The following is a 17046-nucleotide window of genomic DNA, read 5'->3' as shown; positions in this document are numbered from 1 at the left end:
GCGAGGTCCTGTCCGCACCGTATCACTCAGTCACTGCTCAACAGCGGAGCGCGACGAATGTCACCAGCCACCGTACGGTCCGCCGGAGCTGCCGCCGCCGGAGATCGACCGCACGGCCGGGCGCACGTCGACCATGTACACGGCCGCGGCCACGAAGGCGATGATGTTGACGATGTTGAACACGAACATGTCGGCGCTGCCCAGCTGGGCGATCAGGAAGATCAGCCCGATGACCGTGGCCACCCCGGTGATCAGCAGCCACTTGTTCTTGGTCAGCTTGCCGGTCGCGGTGAACGCATCGACCCGGGTGCGCAGCGCGTCGACGAAGGCGAACACCTCCACGCCGAAGGCCGCCCCCGCGAGGGCCAGCAGCAGGACCCACTGCACGGTAAACGCCGCAACCATGATTCAAACCCTATCCGTTGGGAACGACCGCAGGCCCGGGGCACAACGCCCCGGGCCCGCAGCTGAGTTCCTGACCTGACTCCGACGGGTCAGTCGCCGACCTTCTTGGCGGCATCCTTCGCAGCGGTACCCGCGGCCGACGCCGACTTCTTGGCGCTCGTGCGGGCGCCCTTGGCGGCCGTCGTGGTCGAGGCCGCGCCCTTCTTGGCCGTGGTGGCCGTCTTCTTGGCCGCGGTCGTCGTCTTCTCGGTGGCGGTCTCGGCCTGCTTGCGGCCCACGGTCACGGTGCCGCGCAGCGAGGCCACGGTCTCGTCCGTCGCCTTGCGGGCGGTCGTCACGGCCGCCTTGCCCTTGGCGATGGTGCTGTTGGCCTGGTCGACGAAGGCCTTGGTGCTGGCCTGGCCGCTGATCTTCTCGACGAGCTTCTCACCGCGGGCGGCGAGCGTCTCGTACGTCGTCTCGGCCTGCAGCTGGGCCTTGCTGACGGTCTGCAGGAAGGTCGCGGCGACGGTGTTCGGCACCTCCTGGGCCTGCGTCTGCAGGGCCTTCGGGTCGAACTCGTCGATGCGCTTCTGCACGTCGGCCTGGACCTGCGAGACGCGGGCCTCGAAGGTCGCGCGGGCGGCGGGCAGCTTGTCGAGCGCGGCGCGGACCTGCTCGACGGCGAAGTCGCCGGCGCCGACGACGGCCAGCAGGCCGGCGGGGATCTGGTTGGCGGTCTTGGTAGCCATGTCTACCTCCTGGTGGGGTGGCTGTTTCGGGATGGGTCTGTGGATCCGGCGGAATCAGCGGCGGTGGGTCATCCGGCGGAGGCCTGCTTCGGAGTCGAGCGGGTCGAACCGGTAGCGGCCTTCTTCGCCGTGCTCTTGCGAGCGGCCGCCTTCTTCGTGGCGCGGGGTTTCCGGGCGACGACGAGGTCTTCACCGCGCCCGGAGCCCTGGTCGTCCGAGCCCTGGCCGCCGAGACCCCGGGCGTCGGCTGCCAGGGCATCGACGGCCTCCTCGACCGACTTGAGCTCGTGCTGAAGCCCCTCCGACGACTCGGGCGCCCGCTCGCGGGCGTTCTCGTCGCGGAAGGTGCTGTAGATGTCGAGCAGCACCTTCTTCTGCCGGGCGGTGAGGTGGACGTCGCTGGAGATCGCGACCTCCACCTCGAGCCCGCTGGACTCCTCGAGCAGCCCGGCGCGCATGAACAGGGCCTCGGCCGAGATCTGCAGCCCCTTGGCGATCTGCTGCAGCACCTCGGCCGAGGGCTTGCGCAGGCCGCGCTCGATCTGACTCAGGTAGGGGTTGCTCACCCCGGCCGCGGTGGCGAGCTGCCGCACGGACAGGCGAGCGTTCTCGCGCTGCTCCTTGAGGTAGCCGCCCAGATCGCCCATGCGATCCGTGACCCGTAACGAACTCATGCCCACCACAGTGCTAGCTAGAGCTAGCATTTGCAAGCTCAAATGCTGCTCCGAACGGGTGAACCGGGTCACACCGCCGGTGGCGGAGCGTAGCCGCGACACCCGGTTCAGGCGCCGACGATGGGCTCCTGAGCTGCAGGAACGCCGTCGACGACGAACTCCGCCTCGACCGGGGTGTTGCGCTTCACCACTGCTAGCGCGATCGGCCCCAACTCGTGGTGCCGGGCCGCGCTCGTGACCCGCCCGAGCGCCCGCGAACCCTCCGGCGCCTCGCGCAGCAGGACGTCGGCCCCCGGCTCGGGCAGCGTGTCCACCGACCCGTCGAGGTGCAGCAGCACCAGCCGCCGCGGCGGCCGGCCCAGGTTGTGCACGCGGGCGACCGTCTCCTGCCCGCGGTAACAGCCCTTCTGCAGGTGGACGGCGGTGCGCAGCCAGTCGACCTCGTGCGGGATCGTCCGGTGGTCGGTCTCCGCGCCCAGTCGCGGCCGCCAGGCCGCCACCCGCAGCGCCTCGGCCGCCCACGTCCCGGCCCATTCCCCTTCCGTCGCAAGCTCTTTCAGCGACTCCCGGGGAACGAGCAGTTCCCGCCAGGCCCACCCCGGGTGCTCGGCGTCGTCCGGGCCGTACGCGGTGCCGCCCTCGGTGACGTGGGGCCACGGGTCCGACCACGTGACGGGCCCACCCTCGGCGCCCTCCCCGCGCACCGCCTCGGCGACCACCGCCCAGTCCGCGCTCACGTCGTCCACCTGCACGCGCAGCATGAACTGCATCCGACGCAGGTACTCGACCAGCGCGGGGGCCGTACCGGGCTCGACCGTGATCCACACGGTCGTGCCGTCGTCGACGAGGTGCATGGCGTGCTCGACGTGCCCGTGCGGCGACAGGATCAGCGCCTCGGCCGACGTGCGCGCCGGCAACGCCGCGAGCGCCTGGGTGGTCAGCGAGTTCAACCAGGTCAGCCGGTCGGGGCCGGACACGGTGACCACGCCGCGGTGCGACAGGTCGACCCGGGCCCGGCCCGCCTCCAGCTCCCGCTGCTCCCGCACCGGGTCGCCGTAGTGCCAGGCCACCCCGGCGTCGGCGCCCTCGGCGGGGACGGCGCCCGCGCGGTTCAGCAGCGGGCTCGACGCGAGCAGGGCCTCAGTCATGGTGGTGCAAGCGCTCGGCGGCCCGATTAGCTTCCCGGCAGTCCGCGCACCACCCGTGCAGGGACAGGTGGGCCAGGTCCGCCGTGAACCCGTGCTCGGCCTCGATGGCGGCGGCCAGGGCCCGGGCCGGTTCCAGGTCGGTCTCCGTCAGCCGCCCGCAGCCCCGGCAGACCAGGTGGAAGTGGTCGGCGTGGGCGGCCACCTGGTAGGTCGGCGCGGTGTGGTTCAGGTGCGTGTGCGAGACCAGGCCGAGCTCCTCGAGCAGCTCGAGCGTCCGGTAGACCGTGGACAGGTTGGCGGCCGGGACGTCGTCGGCGGGGTGGGCGCGCAGGTGCTCCTCGAGCTGCTCGGGGGTCGCGTGCCCCAGCTCGTCCAGCGCGCAGAGCACGGCCCGGCGCTGCGGGGTGGCGCGCATGCCACGGGCCCGCAGGGTCGCGTCGAGGCTCTCCGGGCTGACGCTCACGGGTCAGGACGTGCGCTTCAACCGGGCGGAGGCGTGCGACTGCAGCGGCTGGCCCATCGCGGCCATGTCGAGCACCCACAGGAGGTCGGACTCGACGAGCCCGTACATCCGCTTGGCCGATGTGTACTCCTTCGCCGTGGCGGTGCGGGCGACGAGGTCGGTGATCAGGTCGATCCGGGGGCCGTTCACCGTGCCCACGTAGATCTCGACGAACCCCGTCGGGTGGGCGAGCAGGAACTCGACCTCGGTGCCGCCGCCCTCGGCCGCGCCGGGCTGTCCGGGCACGCGCCAGAAACCGGTCTCGGTGGCCAGGGGCCGGACCTTCGCACCCTCGGCGTCGAGCAGCCAGGTGCGGGACGTGTAGCTGAGGAACGGGCGGCCGTCGTGGCTGAACTCGACCTCCTGGCCGAAGTTCGCCTCCTCGATGGTCGGGTAGCCGACCACGCCGGCGCCCTCCCATCTGCCGATCAGCCACGCCAGCGGGACCAGGGGCTGGGGCAGGTCGGTACTCAGTTCGATCGGCACCCGCAGAAGTCTAGGCCGCTCCCCCTGCGCACGACCTAGGGTCGTACGCGTGGCCGACAAGCTCGTGGTGAAGGTGACGGCCGGCGTCGAGGCGCCGGAGCGCAGCAACCAGGCGTTCACGGTGGCCGCCGCGGCGGTCGCGGCCGGGGTCGAGGTGGCCGTGTGGCTGACCGGGGAGGCCGCGTGGTTCGCGGTGCCCGGGCGGGCGGCCGAGCTGTCGTTGGAGTACGCGACGCCGCTGCCGGAGCTGCTCGAGGTGATCCTGGACGGCGGCACCGTGACGGTCTGCACCCAGTGCGCGGCCCGCCGCAACCTCACGGCCGACGGCCTGCTGGCCGGCGTGACCATCGGCGGCGCAGCGGGTTTCGTCGAGGCCGTGATGCAGGACGGTACGCAGGCGCTTGTCTACTGACCGGGGCTCGATCGTTTACGAGGCGATCTCAGGTGCCATTTCCAGCCGAGATCACCTCGTAAACGATCGTCACGCGGGGCGCGAGCGCAGGCGGGCGATCGCCAGGTACATCTCGCACCCGATGCACAGGCCAAACGCCGCGTTGAGGAACGCGGCGACGATCGCCAGCGCTCCGAACGCCGTGACCGCCCACGTGACCCCGGCCAGCGACAAGACGACGCCGATCGCCGTCACGACCAACCCGACGGTCTGGGCGAACCGCGGCGGCGCCGGGTCCTCCAGCTCGGCGGGTGGGCCGAGGCGCGGGCGCACGAAGGTCCGGTAGAGCCAGCCGTACGGGGAGGCGCCCAGGCCGAGACCGGAGGCGATCGCGAACACGACGGCCTGGAACAGCAGCACCCAGACGTTGTCGAGGACGAGGGCCACGGCCAGGACGACGGTGGTCACGGCGGCGGCGAACCGCGGCCCGCGGGGGTCGATGCCGGCCGCGGTGGCGGGGGTGGTCGAGGTCATCGGGTGGCTCCCGTCGGGGTGGGGCTGGGCAGCGTGTCGAGCACCTGGGCGCGGGTGGCCTCGCCGGAGAACCGGCTGACCACGCGGCCCCCGGCGTCCAGGACGAGGACGGTGGGGGTGCGCATCACGTGCAGCCGGCGGGCCAGGTCGAGGCGTTCGGTCGCGTCCACCTCGACATGCGCGACGTCCGGATGCTCGGCCACGACCTCGGTCAGCACCCGGGCCACGGAGCGGCACGGCGCGCAGGCGGGGCTGGACAGCTGCAGGAACGTGGCCTGCGCCCCCAGGTCGGCGCCGAGGTCGGCGGCGGCCAGTCGTTCGCCGTCGTCGACCGCCTGCACCCGGCCGGCCCGCGAACGCAGCCACAACCAGGCCAGCGAGGCGACCGCCAGCAGGGCCACCAGCGCCGCCAACCGCACGCGTACGTCGTCCACGATACCCTCCAACGCAGGCACACCCGGCCCGCATTCCTTACCAGATTGATCCACTAACCCGCGGGTGTCCACCTTCGGGTTCGTGCATGATCACGAGAGGGCGATGCGGACGATCGCGTAGGCGATCGTGCCCGCGGTGGCCACCGGTGCGGCACCCCAGGCCAGGACGCCGGTCAGCCGGGGCGGGTCACCGTGCGGGTCGACGAGCAGCCGGTCGAGCGCGAGCCCGGCTCCGGCCACCCCGGCCCCCAGCGCCATCGCGGTCAGCGGCGGGATGCCGCTCTGCGTGAACGCCGAGGTCAACAGGGCCGCCGCGGTGCCCGATCCGATGCCGGCCCAGGCGGTGACCACCGGTTCGACGGGCAGCGGCAGCGAGCCCACGACCCGGGCCGCGACCACGGCCACGGCCGCCACCAGCACCGCGCGCCGCCCGGGACCGGTCTGCAGGAGCAGGAGCCAGCCCGCGGCCTGGACGGCGATGACCTGCCCCGACAACGTCCCGGTCACGGATTCGACGAGGTCGGTCCGCCCGTCGCGGCGCAGCAGTTCGTGCGCGAACGCGCTCAGCACGGCCACGGCCAGCAGCGCCGGGAACAGGGAGAGGGGCCGGGCCATCGGCGCCTGCTGGTAGGCGATGATCAGGCCGCCGACCCCGACCGCGGCGACGAGGAACGTCGTCCCGGCCCGGGCCGGCAGGTGCAGCACGTCGCCCCAGCCGAGCGCGATGGCCAGTACGCACACGGCCCCGGCGACCACGATCACCGGCCCCTCGACGAAGGCGGCGACGGCGATGACCACTGCGCAGACGGCCGAGACCACGGCCGAGGAGATGGCGGTCACGGGGCGAATCCTGACAGACGCCGGTCGCAGACCCACGCGTCGCACGGGTCACCGGGGTTCGATGTCACCACGAGATGCACGTCACACCGACGACATGATTGCGTAACGTCGGTCAATCGTTGTTATTACCTGCAAATCTCCACTTTCCGGACAGGCGCTGTGACCCGGGGTACCTAGGAAACGTTGTCAGGCCCCTGTGACGACAACCCGATGTCACTTATTCTGTCTGCTGAAACACCCCGCAACGGTGCGGCAACGTGGGGGGAAACCACAGTCGGCCCGGCCGCGGAGGTCTTGCAGATGGCTCAACTCTTACTGCTCACGAACGCTCTGGCCCCCTCAGCAGAGGTCCTGCCCGCGCTCGGCCTGCTGCCCCACTCCATCCGTGTGCTCCCCGCCGAGGCCGCCGTCCTGGTGGACGCGCCGCCCGCGGACGCCGTGATCGTCGACGGCCGCCGCGACCTGGCCGGCGCCCGCTCCCTGTGTCGCCTCCTCCGCACGACCGGCCTCTCCTCGCCGCTGCTGTTGGTCCTCACCGAGGGCGGAATGGCAGCGGTTGTCGCTGACTGGGGTGCCGACGACGTCCTGCTCGACTCCGCCGGTCCGGCCGAGGTCGAGGCCCGGCTCCGGCTCGCCGCCGGCCGCACCCGCCTCGCCGAGGCGCAGCAGGCCGAGGAGACCCCCGAGATCCGCGCCGGCGACCTGGTGGTCGACGAGGTCACCTACAGCGCCCGGGTCCGTGGCCGCGCGCTGGACCTGACCTACAAGGAGTTCGAGCTGCTGAAGTTCCTCGCGCAGCACCCGGGCCGGGTCTTCACCCGCGCCCAGCTGCTCCAGGAGGTCTGGGGCTACGACTACTTCGGCGGCACCCGCACCGTCGACGTGCACGTCCGGCGCCTGCGCGCCAAGCTCGGCACGGAACACGACTCGCTGATCGGCACGGTCCGCAACGTCGGCTACCGGTTCGTCCCGCCGGGCCGCGACCGTGTCGCCATCGAGGACGCTCCGGCAGCCGTCGAGGCCTGAGTCTCCCGAAGAACCCCGCAGGAAAGGGGCCCGGTGCACACGCACCGGGCCCCTTTCCATGCGCCGAGTCCCGCTGCTCATGGGCACGGTGTGACACCGCGCCCGCCAGGTGAGCACTGTGTGACACCGCGCCCACCGGGGTGGGCACCCTGCGAACGGAGCGAGGGCCAGTCGGCAGCGGTGTCACCCGGCAACCGGGCGTCAGGGCAGCGCTGTCACCCGAGTCGGACTGGGACCGGTCACCGGCGAGTGTGCACCCAAGTAGGCCGTGAAGGCGTCCAGGTCGACGCCACCACCGACCCGGTCGGTGCCGTCCTTCAGCACCGTGAACCCGTCACCGCCGTCGGCCAGGAACGAGTTCACCGTGACCCGGTACGTCGTGGCGTCGGCGATCGGCACACCGTTCAGCTGCACCGAGCCGGGCACCACCTTCGAGCCCACCGGTGCCGCGCGCGACCACGAGTAGGTGAGCCCGTCCGAGACCCCCAGGTGCAGGAACCGCACCGACTCGTCGGTCTGCGTGGTCCACTGCTGCTCGAGCATCGTCTTGATCTGAGCGCCCGTGAGGTTCATCGAGACCAGCAGATTGCCGAACGGCTGCACGGTGAACGCCTCGCCGTAGGTGACCTTGCCGTCGCCCTCGCCGTCGGGTGACCCGGCGTAGGTCAGGTCAGCGCGCACGCCGCCGGGATTCATGAACGCCATCTGCGCACCCCCGGCGCCGGCCGCCGCGGTCGCCTCCAGCTGCGCGTCGGCGATCAGGTCGCCGAGGCTCGACTCCCCGTCCCGGGTGATGCTGCGGCGGATGTCCGCGGTGATCGACCCGACCACCCGGTTGGCGATCGGCCCGGACAGCGCCTTCCACTTGGCGATGGTCGCCGTCTGATCGGCTGCGGGCGTGACGTCGCGGGTGACGGCGTGGTTGGCCGTCCGCACGGAGCTGCGCACGACGTCACCGGTCACCCGGTTCAGCTTCAGGTTCGTCTCGGTGATGACCCGCCCGTACGACGCCGCCGACGTGACCCAGCGCGACTGGCCCTTCGGGTCGGGGATGTCGCACGTGTACGGCTGATGCGTGTGACCGGTGACGACGAGGTCGATGCTCGGGTCGAGGGTCTTCGCGATGTTCACGATCGGCCCGGAGAGATCGGCGGACGTGCCTGCGTTGCAGGCGTAGTCGAACGTCGCGCCGGCCGGCGGCAGGCCGCCCTCGTGAAGCAGGACGACGATCGCCTGCACGCCCCGTGCCCTCAGGTCCTTCGCGGCCAGGTTGGCGGTGGCCACCTCGTCGGCGAACGTCACGTCCTTGATCCCGGCCTGGGCGACCAGTTCCGGCGTGCCCTCCAGGGTCATGCCGATGAACCCGACGCGGATGCCCTGGACCTTCTTGATCGTGGTCGGCGGCAGGATCGTCCGGCCGGTACGGGCCTTGAACCAGCTGCCGTAGCCCTTCGAGTGTGCGGGCCTGGTGACCTTGACGCCGTCCTTGTAGGCGACGTTGGCGGCCAGGTACTGGTACTTCGCACCGCTGTAACCGTCGTCGTCGAAGCAGCCCTCGGTCGGGTGGCAGCCGCCGTACTGCATGCGCAGGAGTTCCGGCACACCCTCGTCGAACTCGTGGTTGCCCACGCTCGAGACGTCCAGCCCGAGGTTGTTCAGGGTCTCCACGCTCGGCTCGTCCTTGAACAGCCCGGACAGGAACGGCGACCCGCCGATCAGGTCGCCGGCCGCCACGGTCAGCGTGTTCTTGTGCCCCGCACGCAGAGTGCGCAGGTCAGTGGTCAGGTATTCCGACCCGCCCGCGGTGACCGTACCGGTCTTGGTCAGCAGGTTCCCGTCGCTGCCGGTCGGCGGCTCGAGGTGACCGTGGTAGTCGTTGAAGCTCAGGATCTGGAGGTCCGCGGTGAGCAGGCCCGCGTTCGCGGGGGCCGCCGGGAGGGTGAGCGCTGTGGCAGCGCACACCGCGGCAGCGAGCGCTGCGCGCCGAATCATCCGAGTTGTCATATTCCGCAAAGGTAGTTACCCCTAACGTGACCAACCAGGTCTCAGCACAGCAAATTCACATGAATCTGACGTGGCTACTCTGGCGGGCGTGACGGTCGAGGCCCCCGAGTTCCTGGACGACGACAACCGGGCGGCCGCGCGCGCCGTCCAGTCGGCATCGGCCGCGGCCGACGGCTACGAGCCGTTCAGCGAGGAGGTCACCCTCCGCTGGGCCGCAGCGCAGCCCGCCGACGGCGAGCACCACCTGGTGACGCGCGACGCCCAGGGGCTGGTCACGGGCTACGGCCACCTCGCCCCCTCGGGCACCGCCGAGTTCGCGGTCCCGCCCGAGCACCGGCGCCAGGGCTACGGGACGTCGATGCTCGCCGCGCTCGAGGAACTCGCCGCCGAGGGTGGGAACCCGCTGCGGGTCTGGTCGCACGGCGACCACCCCGGGGCCCGCGGCCTGGCCGCGGCAGCCGGGCTCGGCGTCGTCCGGGAACTGCTCCAGCTCGGCCGGGAACTGGACGCCCCGCCGGCGCCGGCCGACCTCCCGGCCGGGGTGATCTTGCGCACCTTCGAACCGGGCGTGGACGACGCCGCCTGGCTCGCGGTGAACGCGCGGGCCTTCGCCTCGCACCCGGAGCAGGGCCGGATGACGCAGGCCGACCTGGACGCCCGGAAGGCGACGGACTGGTTCGACCCGGCCGGCTTCCTGGTCGCCGAGCGTGACGGCCGGATGCTCGGCTTCCACTGGACGAAGGTGCCCGGGGACGGGACGGGCGAGGTGTACGTGCTGGGCGTCGACCCCGACGCCCAGGGCACCGGGCTGGGCGGCGCCCTCCTGCGCGCCGGACTGCACAGCCTGTACGACAAGGGCATCCGCACCGTGACGCTCTACGTCGAGGGCGACAACGACCCGGCACTGGCGCTCTATCGGCGGCTCGAGTTCACGCGGACCCATGCCGACGTCATGTACGGACGGAACGCATGAGCGCGCGGCGAAATTAACGCCCGGCGGTCACATTCCGTGCACCGTGCCCATTCCGGCGGACCCCCGGCAGTGAGACGATGACCGACATGACCAGCCAGACCGACCGCCTCCTGGCGTCGGGTGGCGCCCCGGAGGACCGCCCGGACGGTGCGGGAGCCTCGGGCGGGAGCGGCGGTCGCAAGCCTCCGCGCCGGGTCGGCGTCCCGGCGGTCACGCCGCAGACCGTCCTGCCGCAGACCGGCTCCATCCCTATCCTGGAAGCCCTGGGTCCGACTGGTCCCGATACGTCACGTTCCGCCGAGAACGAGGGGAGGGCCGCCGTGGAGGCCGCGCCGACCGGGCCCGTCGCACCGCCCGCGCCGATCGTGCCCGCGCCGATCGTGCCCGGGCCGATCGCGCCCGGCGCCGTCATCCCCACGGGGGCGACCGCCGTCCCACGCACCGACGACCTGCCCGCCCGCCGCTTCCTCGACCGCGAGCTGTCCTGGCTGGCCTTCAACGAACGCGTGCTCGAGCTGGCCCGCGACGCGAACCTGCCGCTGCTGGAGCGGGCCCGGTTCCTCGCGATCTTCGCCAGCAATCTGGATGAGTTCTTCATGGTCCGGGTGGCCGGGCTGAAACGCCGCATCGCCACCGGCCTGGCCGTCACCGCGGCCAGCGGCCTCGAACCGCGCGAGGTGCTGGGCCGCATCCGGGCCCGCGCCCACGAGCTGCAGGCCGAGCACGCCCGGGTCTGGCGCGAGGAGGTCGCCCCGGCGCTGGCCGGCGAGAAGGTCGGCATCGCCCGCTGGGAGGGGCTGGACCAGGAGGACCAGCAGCGGCTGCACACCTTCTTCCGGACCCAGGTCTTCCCCGTGCTGACGCCGCTGGCCGTCGACCCGGCGCACCCCTTCCCCTACATCTCCGGCCTGTCCCTGAACCTGGCCGTCCAGCTGCGCAACCCGGTCACGGAGAAGGAGCACTTCGCCCGGGTCAAGGTGCCGCCGCTGCTGCCCCGGTTCGTGGCCGTCGACCCCGAGGACCCACCGGCCGACGCCCTGCCCGGCGAGCCGTTCCCCGCCCGGTTCGTGCCGCTGGAAGACATCATCGCCGCGCACCTCGACCAGCTCTTCCCGGGCATGGAGGTGCTGCAGCAGCACACCTTCCGGGTGACCCGCAACGAGGACCTCGAGGTCGAGGAGGACGACGCGGAGAACCTGCTGCAGGCGCTCGAGAAGGAGCTCCTGCGCAGGCGTTTCGGCCCGCCGGTCCGGCTCGAGGTGGCCGAGGACATCGACCCGGACATCCGCGCCGTGCTGGTCCGCGAGCTCGGGGTCAGCGAGAGCGAGGTCTACGCGCTGCCCGAACCGCTCGACCTGCGCGGGCTGAACGTGCTGGCCGACCTCGACCGGCCCGAGCTGCTGTTCCCCAAGTTCGTCCCCGTCACCCACCGGAACCTGGCCGAGGTCGAGAGCTCCAAGCCCAGCGACATCTTCGCGTCGGTCCGGCGCCGCGACATCCTGCTGCACCACCCGTACGACGCGTTCTCGACGTCGGTGCAGGCGTTCCTCGAGCAGGCCGCGGACGACCCGAACGTGCTGGCCATCAAGCAGACGCTGTACCGGACGTCGGGCGACTCCCCCATCGTCGACGCGCTGATCGACGCGGCCGACGCGGGCAAGCAGGTCCTGGCCCTGGTCGAGATCAAGGCCCGGTTCGACGAACAGGCCAACATCACCTGGGCGCGCAAGCTGGAGCAGGCGGGCGTGCACGTCGTGTACGGCATCGTCGGGCTGAAGACGCACGCCAAGCTGTCCCTGGTGGTGCGCCAGGAGGTCGACGGGTTGCGCCGCTACTGCCACGTCGGCACCGGCAACTACAACCCGAAGACCGCGCGCGTGTACGAGGACTTCGGCCTCCTGACCTGCGACCCGCAGGTCGGCGAGGACCTGTCCCGGCTGTTCAACCAGCTGTCCGGGTACGCGCCGAAGACCGCCTACCGGCGGCTGCTGGTGGCGCCGCGCTCGCTGCGTTCGGGGCTGGTCGACCGGGTCGAGGGCGAGATCGCCAACCACCAGGCCGGTCTGCCGGCCGGGATCAAGCTGAAGCTCAACTCGATCGTCGACGAGGTCCTGATCGACGCGCTGTACCGGGCCTCGCAGGCCGGGGTTCCGGTGGACGTCGTGGTGCGCGGCATCTGCGCGATCCGGCCGGGGGTGCCCGGACTGAGCGAGAACATCCGGGTCCGGTCGGTGCTCGGCCGGTTCCTGGAGCACTCGCGGGTGTTCTGGTTCGCGGGCGGCGGCGAGCCGGTGGTCTACATCGGCAGCGCCGACATGATGCACCGCAACCTCGATCGCCGGGTCGAGGCGCTGGTGCGGCTGCGCGACCCACGCGACGTGGCCGAGCTCGAGCGGCTGCTCGACCTGACCATGGACCCGGAGACGGCGTCCTGGCACCTGGCCGAGGACGGCACCTGGACCCGTCACCACCTCGACGAGGCAGGCGACCCGCTGCGTGACCTGCAGGCCCACCTGATCGCCACCCGCAGGGGCAAACCGGCCGCGCGTCGTCGCTGAGCCGCATGTAAACCCTTCTGCGACAATCGGAACGTGTCGGTCTCCCGCTCGCTACCGGTCCCTCAGGTGCGGGCGGCGGGGGCGGTCTGCTGGCGGCTGGCGCCCGGCCTGCCGACCGGGACGCGGCCGACGCCGGCCAGCATGCAGTTCCTGATGGTCCGCAGCGCCCGGTGGGGCAACTGGTCGTGGCCGAAGGGCAAGCTCGAACCCGGTGAGGCCGCGCCCGTGGCGGCGGTCCGCGAGGTCGCCGAGGAGACCGGCGTCCGGCCCCGGCTCGGCCTGCCCCTGCCGAGCCTGCAGTACGTGATCGGCGACGGCCGGCTGAAGCAGGTCGACTTCTGGGTCGGCCACCTGGAGCCGCGGCGGGTCCGGCGCCCGACCGCGGGGCGCGAGGAGATCGCCGAGGTCGCCTGGGTCAGCCCGCAGGAGGCGATCGGCCGGCTGGAGTGGCCGGCCGAGGCGGCCCCGGCCGAGCACCTCCTGCGCCTGGCGTCGGTGGGGGCGCTGCAGACCCGGGCGCTGCTCGTCGTCCGGCACGCCAAGGCGCGCAAGCGCTCGGACTGGTCCGGGTCCGAGGCGACCCGGCCGCTGACCGGCCTCGGCCGGGCTCAGGCCGCGGGCCTGGCCCCGCTGCTCGACTGCTGGTGGCCGCGACGGGTGCTGAGTTCGCCCTGGAACCGGTGCCTGGCCAGCGTGCGGCCGTACGCCCGCAAGGCCGGCCGTCAGGTGGAGCAGGTGCCCGAACTGTCCGAGAAGGGCGCCCGCCAGGACCCGGAGACGCTGCGGCACCTGATCAGCGGGCTGGTGGACGCCGGGGGCGACGCCCTGGTCTGCACGCACCGCCCGGTCCTGGCGGACGTCGTCACCACCCTGCGCTGGTCGGCCAGCGGGCGGGCGAGGACCGGTCTGCCCCGGGCCGACCCGTGGCTGCAGCCGGCGGAGGTGCTGGTCGCGCACCTGCGACCGGGGGGCGGCGAGGTCGTCCTGGTGGAGCGGGCCCGACCGGGCCGGACGGTCGTTCACCTGACGGACGCCTGAGCGCCGCCTGACGGTCCGCGAACGGTAGGCGTCGGTTCAGTCCCTGTTCACCTCGGCCGGGAAACCGATTCATCTGACGTCCCTAGCGTCTGCGCCGGGCACCCGAAAAGGGGCTGCCTGGCGCGCCTTCTCCGCGGCGCGCCCACGACGTACAGCGGACGGCGGGCTCTCGCCGTCCCGAAGGGACTGGCAGTGAAGCTCCCCCGCCTCGTCACGCTCGGCAGCGTGACCCTGGTCGGCGTCCTCGCGCTCAGCGCCTGCGGCTCCGACAACACCTCCGGCGACGCCGGTGGCGACAGCTCCAACTGCCCCTCGGGCACCCTGAACGCCGAGGGCTCCTCCGCCCAGGCCAACGCCATCGACGAGGCCATCGCCTCGTACAACGCGACCTGCCCCGACGTGAAGGTGAACTACAACCCGACCGGTTCCGGCGCGGGCATCAAGCAGTTCAACGCCGGCCAGGTCGACTTCGCCGGTTCCGACTCCGCCCTGAAGACCGTCGCCGTCGACGGTGTGGTCGAGGCCGACGCGGCCAAGCAGCGCTGCGACGGCAACGAGGCCTGGAACCTGCCGATGGCGGTCGGCCCGATCTCGATCTCGTACAACCTCGAGGGCGTCACCGGGCTCACCCTGACCCCGTCGCTGATCTCCCAGATCTTCCTGGGCAAGATCACCAGCTGGGACGACCCGAAGATCGCGGCCGCGAACTCGGGCGTGACCCTGCCGAAGACCGCGATCAAGGTCTTCTACCGCTCCGACGAGTCGGGCACCACGGAGAACTTCGAGAAGTACCTGTCCGGTGCCGCGGGCGCCGACTGGACCGGCGGCGACCCGTCGAAGGTCTGGGCCGGCAAGGTCGGTGAGGGCCGGGAGAAGTCGTCCGGCGTGGCCGAGGGTGTCTCCTCCACGCCCGGCGGCATCACCTACGTCGAGTGGGGCAGCGCGATCAACAACAAGCTCAGCTTCGCCAAGGTCGACAACGGCGGCGGCGCGGTCGAGCTGACCGGCGCCACGGCCGGTGCGGCCGCGACGGCGGCGAAGATCTCGGGCACCGGCAACGACCTGCGCCTGACCCTGGACTACACGACCAAGGACCCGAGCACGTACCCGATCGTCCTGGTCACCTACGAGATCGTCTGCTCGAAGGGGCTCGCGGCCGACAAGACCGCCCTGGTCAAGTCGTTCCTGACCCACTACTCCTCCACTCAGACGCAGGCCTCGCTGGCCGACATCGGCTACGGCCCGCTGCCGGCGGAGCTGCAGACGAAGGTCGCGGCGGCCGTCGCGGCGATCTCCTGAGCATCACCCCGTAACAGCGATCGCCCGCCCGGACCGACCTGGTCCGGGCGGGCGATCGGCACCTATCGTCTGGTCCACCTCCCACCCTCGACCCAGGGACGAACTGCATGTCGATCACCGGGCACTCCGAACTGGACGCCATCGACGACCCGATGGACGCCCCGAAGGGGACCTCCCGCCGTGGTGATGCCATCTTCCGCGGGCTGGCCGCCGGCTCCGGCGTCATCGTCATCGCCCTCATCGTGGGCGTGGCCGCGTTCCTGATCAGCCAGGCCGCCCCCGCCCTGGCCAAGAACAAGGCCAACTTCCTCACCGACCGGGTCTGGGATCTCGGCAACCTCGCCGCCCCGTCGTTCGGCATCCCCGACCTGCTCTGGGTGACCGTGATCAGTGCGACGCTGGCGCTGGTCTTCGCCGTCCCCGTCTCCGTGGGTCTGGCCCTCTTCCTGACCCAGTACGCACCCCGCCGCCTGGCGACGCCGTTCGCCTACCTGGTCGACCTACTGGCCGCCGTCCCCTCGATCGTCTACGGCCTGTGGGGTTACCAGGTCCTGCGCAACTACGTGAACCCGGTCCAGGACTTCCTGAGCGGCACGTTGGGCTTCCTGCCCGTGTTCAAGGACGTGGGCGTGACCAGCGGCATCTTCCTGGCCAGCATCGTGCTGGCCATCATGATCACGCCCATCATCACGGCGATCAGCCGCGAGGTCTTCGCCCAGACCCCGCAGTTCCACATCGAGGCCGCCTACGCCCTGGGCGCCACCCGCTGGGAGATGATCCGCACCGCCGTCCTGCCCTTCGGCCGGCCCGGCGTGATCTCCGCCTCGATGCTGGGTCTCGGCCGCGCGCTGGGCGAGACGATCGCGGTGGCGATCATCATCAGCAAGGTGGCCGACTTCAACTGGTCGTTCTTCAGCGGCGGGCAGACCTTCGCCTCGAAGATCGCGCTCAGCGCCGCCGAGTTCGACAGCCCGACCAAGACCGGCGCCTACATCGCCGCCGGCCTGGTGCTCTTCATCCTGACGTTCATCGTCAACGCGATCGCCCGCATCGTCATCGAGCGTGGAAAGGCCTTCTCCGAATGAGCACCACCCTGGAGCCCACGGCCCCCACCGCCGACGAGGCCCCCATCGCGCCCAGCTCCATCCGGGGTATCAAGAACGTCGCGGCGACGGTACTGATCTGGGCCAGCTTCGTGGTCGCCATGATCCCGCTCGTCTGGATCCTCTACACGGTGCTCGACCGCGGCCTGTCGACCATCCTGAAGCCGGAGTGGTGGCAGGAGTCGCAGAACGGCATGACCATCCGGCGCGAGGGCGGCGGCGCCTACCACGCCATCCTCGGCACCCTCGAGCAGGCGCTCACCTGCGCGGTCATCTCGGTGCCGATCGGCGTTCTGACCGCCGTCTACCTGGTCGAGTACGGCCGCGGGAGACTGGCCCGCACCGTCAACTTCATGGTCGACATCCTGACCGGGGTCCCGTCCATCGTGGCCGCGCTATTCGTCTACGCGGTCTGGGTGACCACCCTGCACCTCGACCGGGTCGGCTTCGCCGTGTCGCTGTCCCTGGTGCTGCTGATGATCCCGGTGATCGTCCGCTCCACCGAGGAGATGCTCAAACTCGTGCCCAACGAGCTGCGCGAGGCCTCCTACGCCCTCGGGGTGCCGACCTGGAAGACGATCCTGCGGATCGTGCTGCCCACGGCCCTGAGCGGCATCATCACCGGCGTTCTGCTCGGCCTGGCGCGGGTGATGGGCGAGACCGCCCCGCTGCTCATCCTGGTCGGCTACTCCAAGGCCATCAACTCCGACCTGTTCAGCGGTTTCCAGGGCGCCCTGCCGACCATGATCAACGCAGAACGCACCGAGGTGACGGACGCCGCGATCCACCGCACCTGGGGCGCGGCCCTCACCCTGATCCTGCTCGTCCTGCTGCTCAACATCCTCGGCCGGTTCATCGCCGGCCGCACCCGCGTCCGCTCCTGAACCGCCCTACCCACCG

Annotated in this window: 18 protein-coding genes; 8 read left to right on the top strand and 10 right to left on the bottom strand. The window is 71.5% G+C overall.

What is annotated here, in order from left to right:
* Nucleotides 1–60 precede the first annotated feature (60 nt).
* The 6 genes from ACIB24_RS05990 to ACIB24_RS05965 all read right to left on the bottom strand — a co-directional run bounded on the left by ACIB24_RS05990 (nucleotide 61) and on the right by ACIB24_RS05965 (nucleotide 3946).
* Nucleotides 61–405, bottom strand: coding sequence for a DUF2516 family protein (locus ACIB24_RS05990; protein ID WP_398276557.1), 345 nt, complete (start codon nucleotides 403–405; stop codon nucleotides 61–63).
* Between the two features lie 89 nt (nucleotides 406–494).
* Nucleotides 495–1136 carry a hypothetical protein gene (locus tag ACIB24_RS05985; protein ID WP_398276554.1) on the bottom strand — a complete coding sequence of 214 codons (642 nt, stop codon included), beginning with the start codon at nucleotides 1134–1136 and terminating at the stop codon, nucleotides 495–497.
* A gap of 68 nt (nucleotides 1137–1204) precedes the next feature.
* Nucleotides 1205–1810, bottom strand: a complete 606-nt coding sequence (locus ACIB24_RS05980) for a helix-turn-helix domain-containing protein (protein WP_398276552.1) — start codon at nucleotides 1808–1810, stop codon at nucleotides 1205–1207.
* Between the two features lie 107 nt (nucleotides 1811–1917).
* Nucleotides 1918–2958 (bottom strand): CAF17-like 4Fe-4S cluster assembly/insertion protein YgfZ, encoded by a 1041-nt coding sequence (gene ygfZ, locus ACIB24_RS05975; RefSeq protein WP_398276549.1) that lies wholly within the window; start codon nucleotides 2956–2958, stop codon nucleotides 1918–1920.
* Complete coding sequence (locus tag ACIB24_RS05970; protein ID WP_398276546.1) at nucleotides 2951–3421, bottom strand: Fur family transcriptional regulator; 471 nt, start codon at nucleotides 3419–3421, stop codon at nucleotides 2951–2953. The genes ygfZ and ACIB24_RS05970 overlap by 8 nt, the downstream gene beginning before the upstream one ends.
* 3 nt (nucleotides 3422–3424) lie before the next feature.
* Entirely contained in the window at nucleotides 3425–3946 is a 522-nt protein-coding gene (locus ACIB24_RS05965; RefSeq protein WP_398276543.1) for an FABP family protein, read from the bottom strand.
* A gap of 49 nt (nucleotides 3947–3995) precedes the next feature.
* On the opposite strand from ACIB24_RS05965, the gene ACIB24_RS05960 reads away from it, so the two are divergent.
* Nucleotides 3996–4358, top strand: coding sequence for a DsrE family protein (locus ACIB24_RS05960; protein WP_398276540.1), 363 nt, complete (start codon nucleotides 3996–3998; stop codon nucleotides 4356–4358).
* 69 nt (nucleotides 4359–4427) lie between these two features.
* On the opposite strand, the gene ACIB24_RS05955 is transcribed toward ACIB24_RS05960, so the two are convergent.
* The 3 genes from ACIB24_RS05955 to ACIB24_RS05945 all read right to left on the bottom strand — a co-directional run bounded on the left by ACIB24_RS05955 (nucleotide 4428) and on the right by ACIB24_RS05945 (nucleotide 6145).
* The gene (locus ACIB24_RS05955) at nucleotides 4428–4871 is read right to left on the bottom strand and encodes a DUF4395 domain-containing protein (RefSeq protein ID WP_398276537.1); all 444 of its coding nucleotides are present in this window, start codon (nucleotides 4869–4871) and stop codon (nucleotides 4428–4430) included.
* Nucleotides 4868–5305 (bottom strand): thioredoxin family protein, encoded by a 438-nt coding sequence (locus tag ACIB24_RS05950; protein WP_398276534.1) that lies wholly within the window; start codon nucleotides 5303–5305, stop codon nucleotides 4868–4870. The genes ACIB24_RS05955 and ACIB24_RS05950 overlap by 4 nt, the downstream gene beginning before the upstream one ends.
* A 90-nt stretch (nucleotides 5306–5395) precedes the next feature.
* Nucleotides 5396–6145 carry a hypothetical protein gene (locus ACIB24_RS05945; protein WP_398276531.1) on the bottom strand — a complete coding sequence of 250 codons (750 nt, stop codon included), beginning with the start codon at nucleotides 6143–6145 and terminating at the stop codon, nucleotides 5396–5398.
* 300 nt (nucleotides 6146–6445) lie between these two features.
* On the opposite strand from ACIB24_RS05945, the gene ACIB24_RS05940 reads away from it, so the two are divergent.
* Entirely contained in the window at nucleotides 6446–7171 is a 726-nt protein-coding gene (locus ACIB24_RS05940) for a winged-helix domain-containing protein (protein ID WP_398276529.1), read from the top strand.
* 201 nt (nucleotides 7172–7372) lie between these two features.
* Here the strand turns inward: ACIB24_RS05940 and ACIB24_RS05935 are convergent, their stop codons facing one another.
* Nucleotides 7373–9133, bottom strand: coding sequence for a bifunctional metallophosphatase/5'-nucleotidase (locus ACIB24_RS05935; RefSeq protein WP_398276526.1), 1761 nt, complete (start codon nucleotides 9131–9133; stop codon nucleotides 7373–7375).
* A gap of 112 nt (nucleotides 9134–9245) precedes the next feature.
* Here ACIB24_RS05935 and mshD point away from each other — a divergent pair, with 112 nt between their 5' ends.
* From mshD to pstA, 6 genes are all read left to right on the top strand, one after another.
* Nucleotides 9246–10148 (top strand): mycothiol synthase, encoded by a 903-nt coding sequence (gene mshD / locus ACIB24_RS05930; protein ID WP_398276523.1) that lies wholly within the window; start codon nucleotides 9246–9248, stop codon nucleotides 10146–10148.
* An 86-nt stretch (nucleotides 10149–10234) separates the two neighbouring features.
* On the top strand, nucleotides 10235–12706 hold the full coding sequence (locus tag ACIB24_RS05925) for an RNA degradosome polyphosphate kinase (protein ID WP_398276520.1): 2472 nt from the start codon (nucleotides 10235–10237) through the stop codon (nucleotides 12704–12706).
* Between the two features lie 33 nt (nucleotides 12707–12739).
* Nucleotides 12740–13744, top strand: coding sequence for an NUDIX hydrolase (locus ACIB24_RS05920; protein ID WP_398276517.1), 1005 nt, complete (start codon nucleotides 12740–12742; stop codon nucleotides 13742–13744).
* Nucleotides 13745–13936: 192 nt separating this feature from the next.
* Nucleotides 13937–15043, top strand: a complete 1107-nt coding sequence (gene pstS, locus ACIB24_RS05915; RefSeq protein WP_398276514.1) for a phosphate ABC transporter substrate-binding protein PstS — start codon at nucleotides 13937–13939, stop codon at nucleotides 15041–15043.
* A 107-nt stretch (nucleotides 15044–15150) separates the two neighbouring features.
* Nucleotides 15151–16128, top strand: a complete 978-nt coding sequence (gene pstC / locus ACIB24_RS05910; RefSeq protein ID WP_398276511.1) for a phosphate ABC transporter permease subunit PstC — start codon at nucleotides 15151–15153, stop codon at nucleotides 16126–16128.
* The gene (gene pstA, locus ACIB24_RS05905; RefSeq protein ID WP_398276508.1) at nucleotides 16125–17030 is read left to right on the top strand and encodes a phosphate ABC transporter permease PstA; all 906 of its coding nucleotides are present in this window, start codon (nucleotides 16125–16127) and stop codon (nucleotides 17028–17030) included. Before pstC ends, pstA begins: the two co-directional genes overlap by 4 nt.
* Nucleotides 17031–17046 lie beyond the last annotated feature (16 nt).

The sequence above is a fragment of the Spongisporangium articulatum genome (genome assembly GCF_044465595.1).
GTDB lineage: Bacteria > Actinomycetota > Actinomycetes > Actinomycetales > Kineosporiaceae > Spongisporangium > Spongisporangium articulatum.
This window is presented reverse-complemented; position numbering and strand designations above follow the sequence as displayed.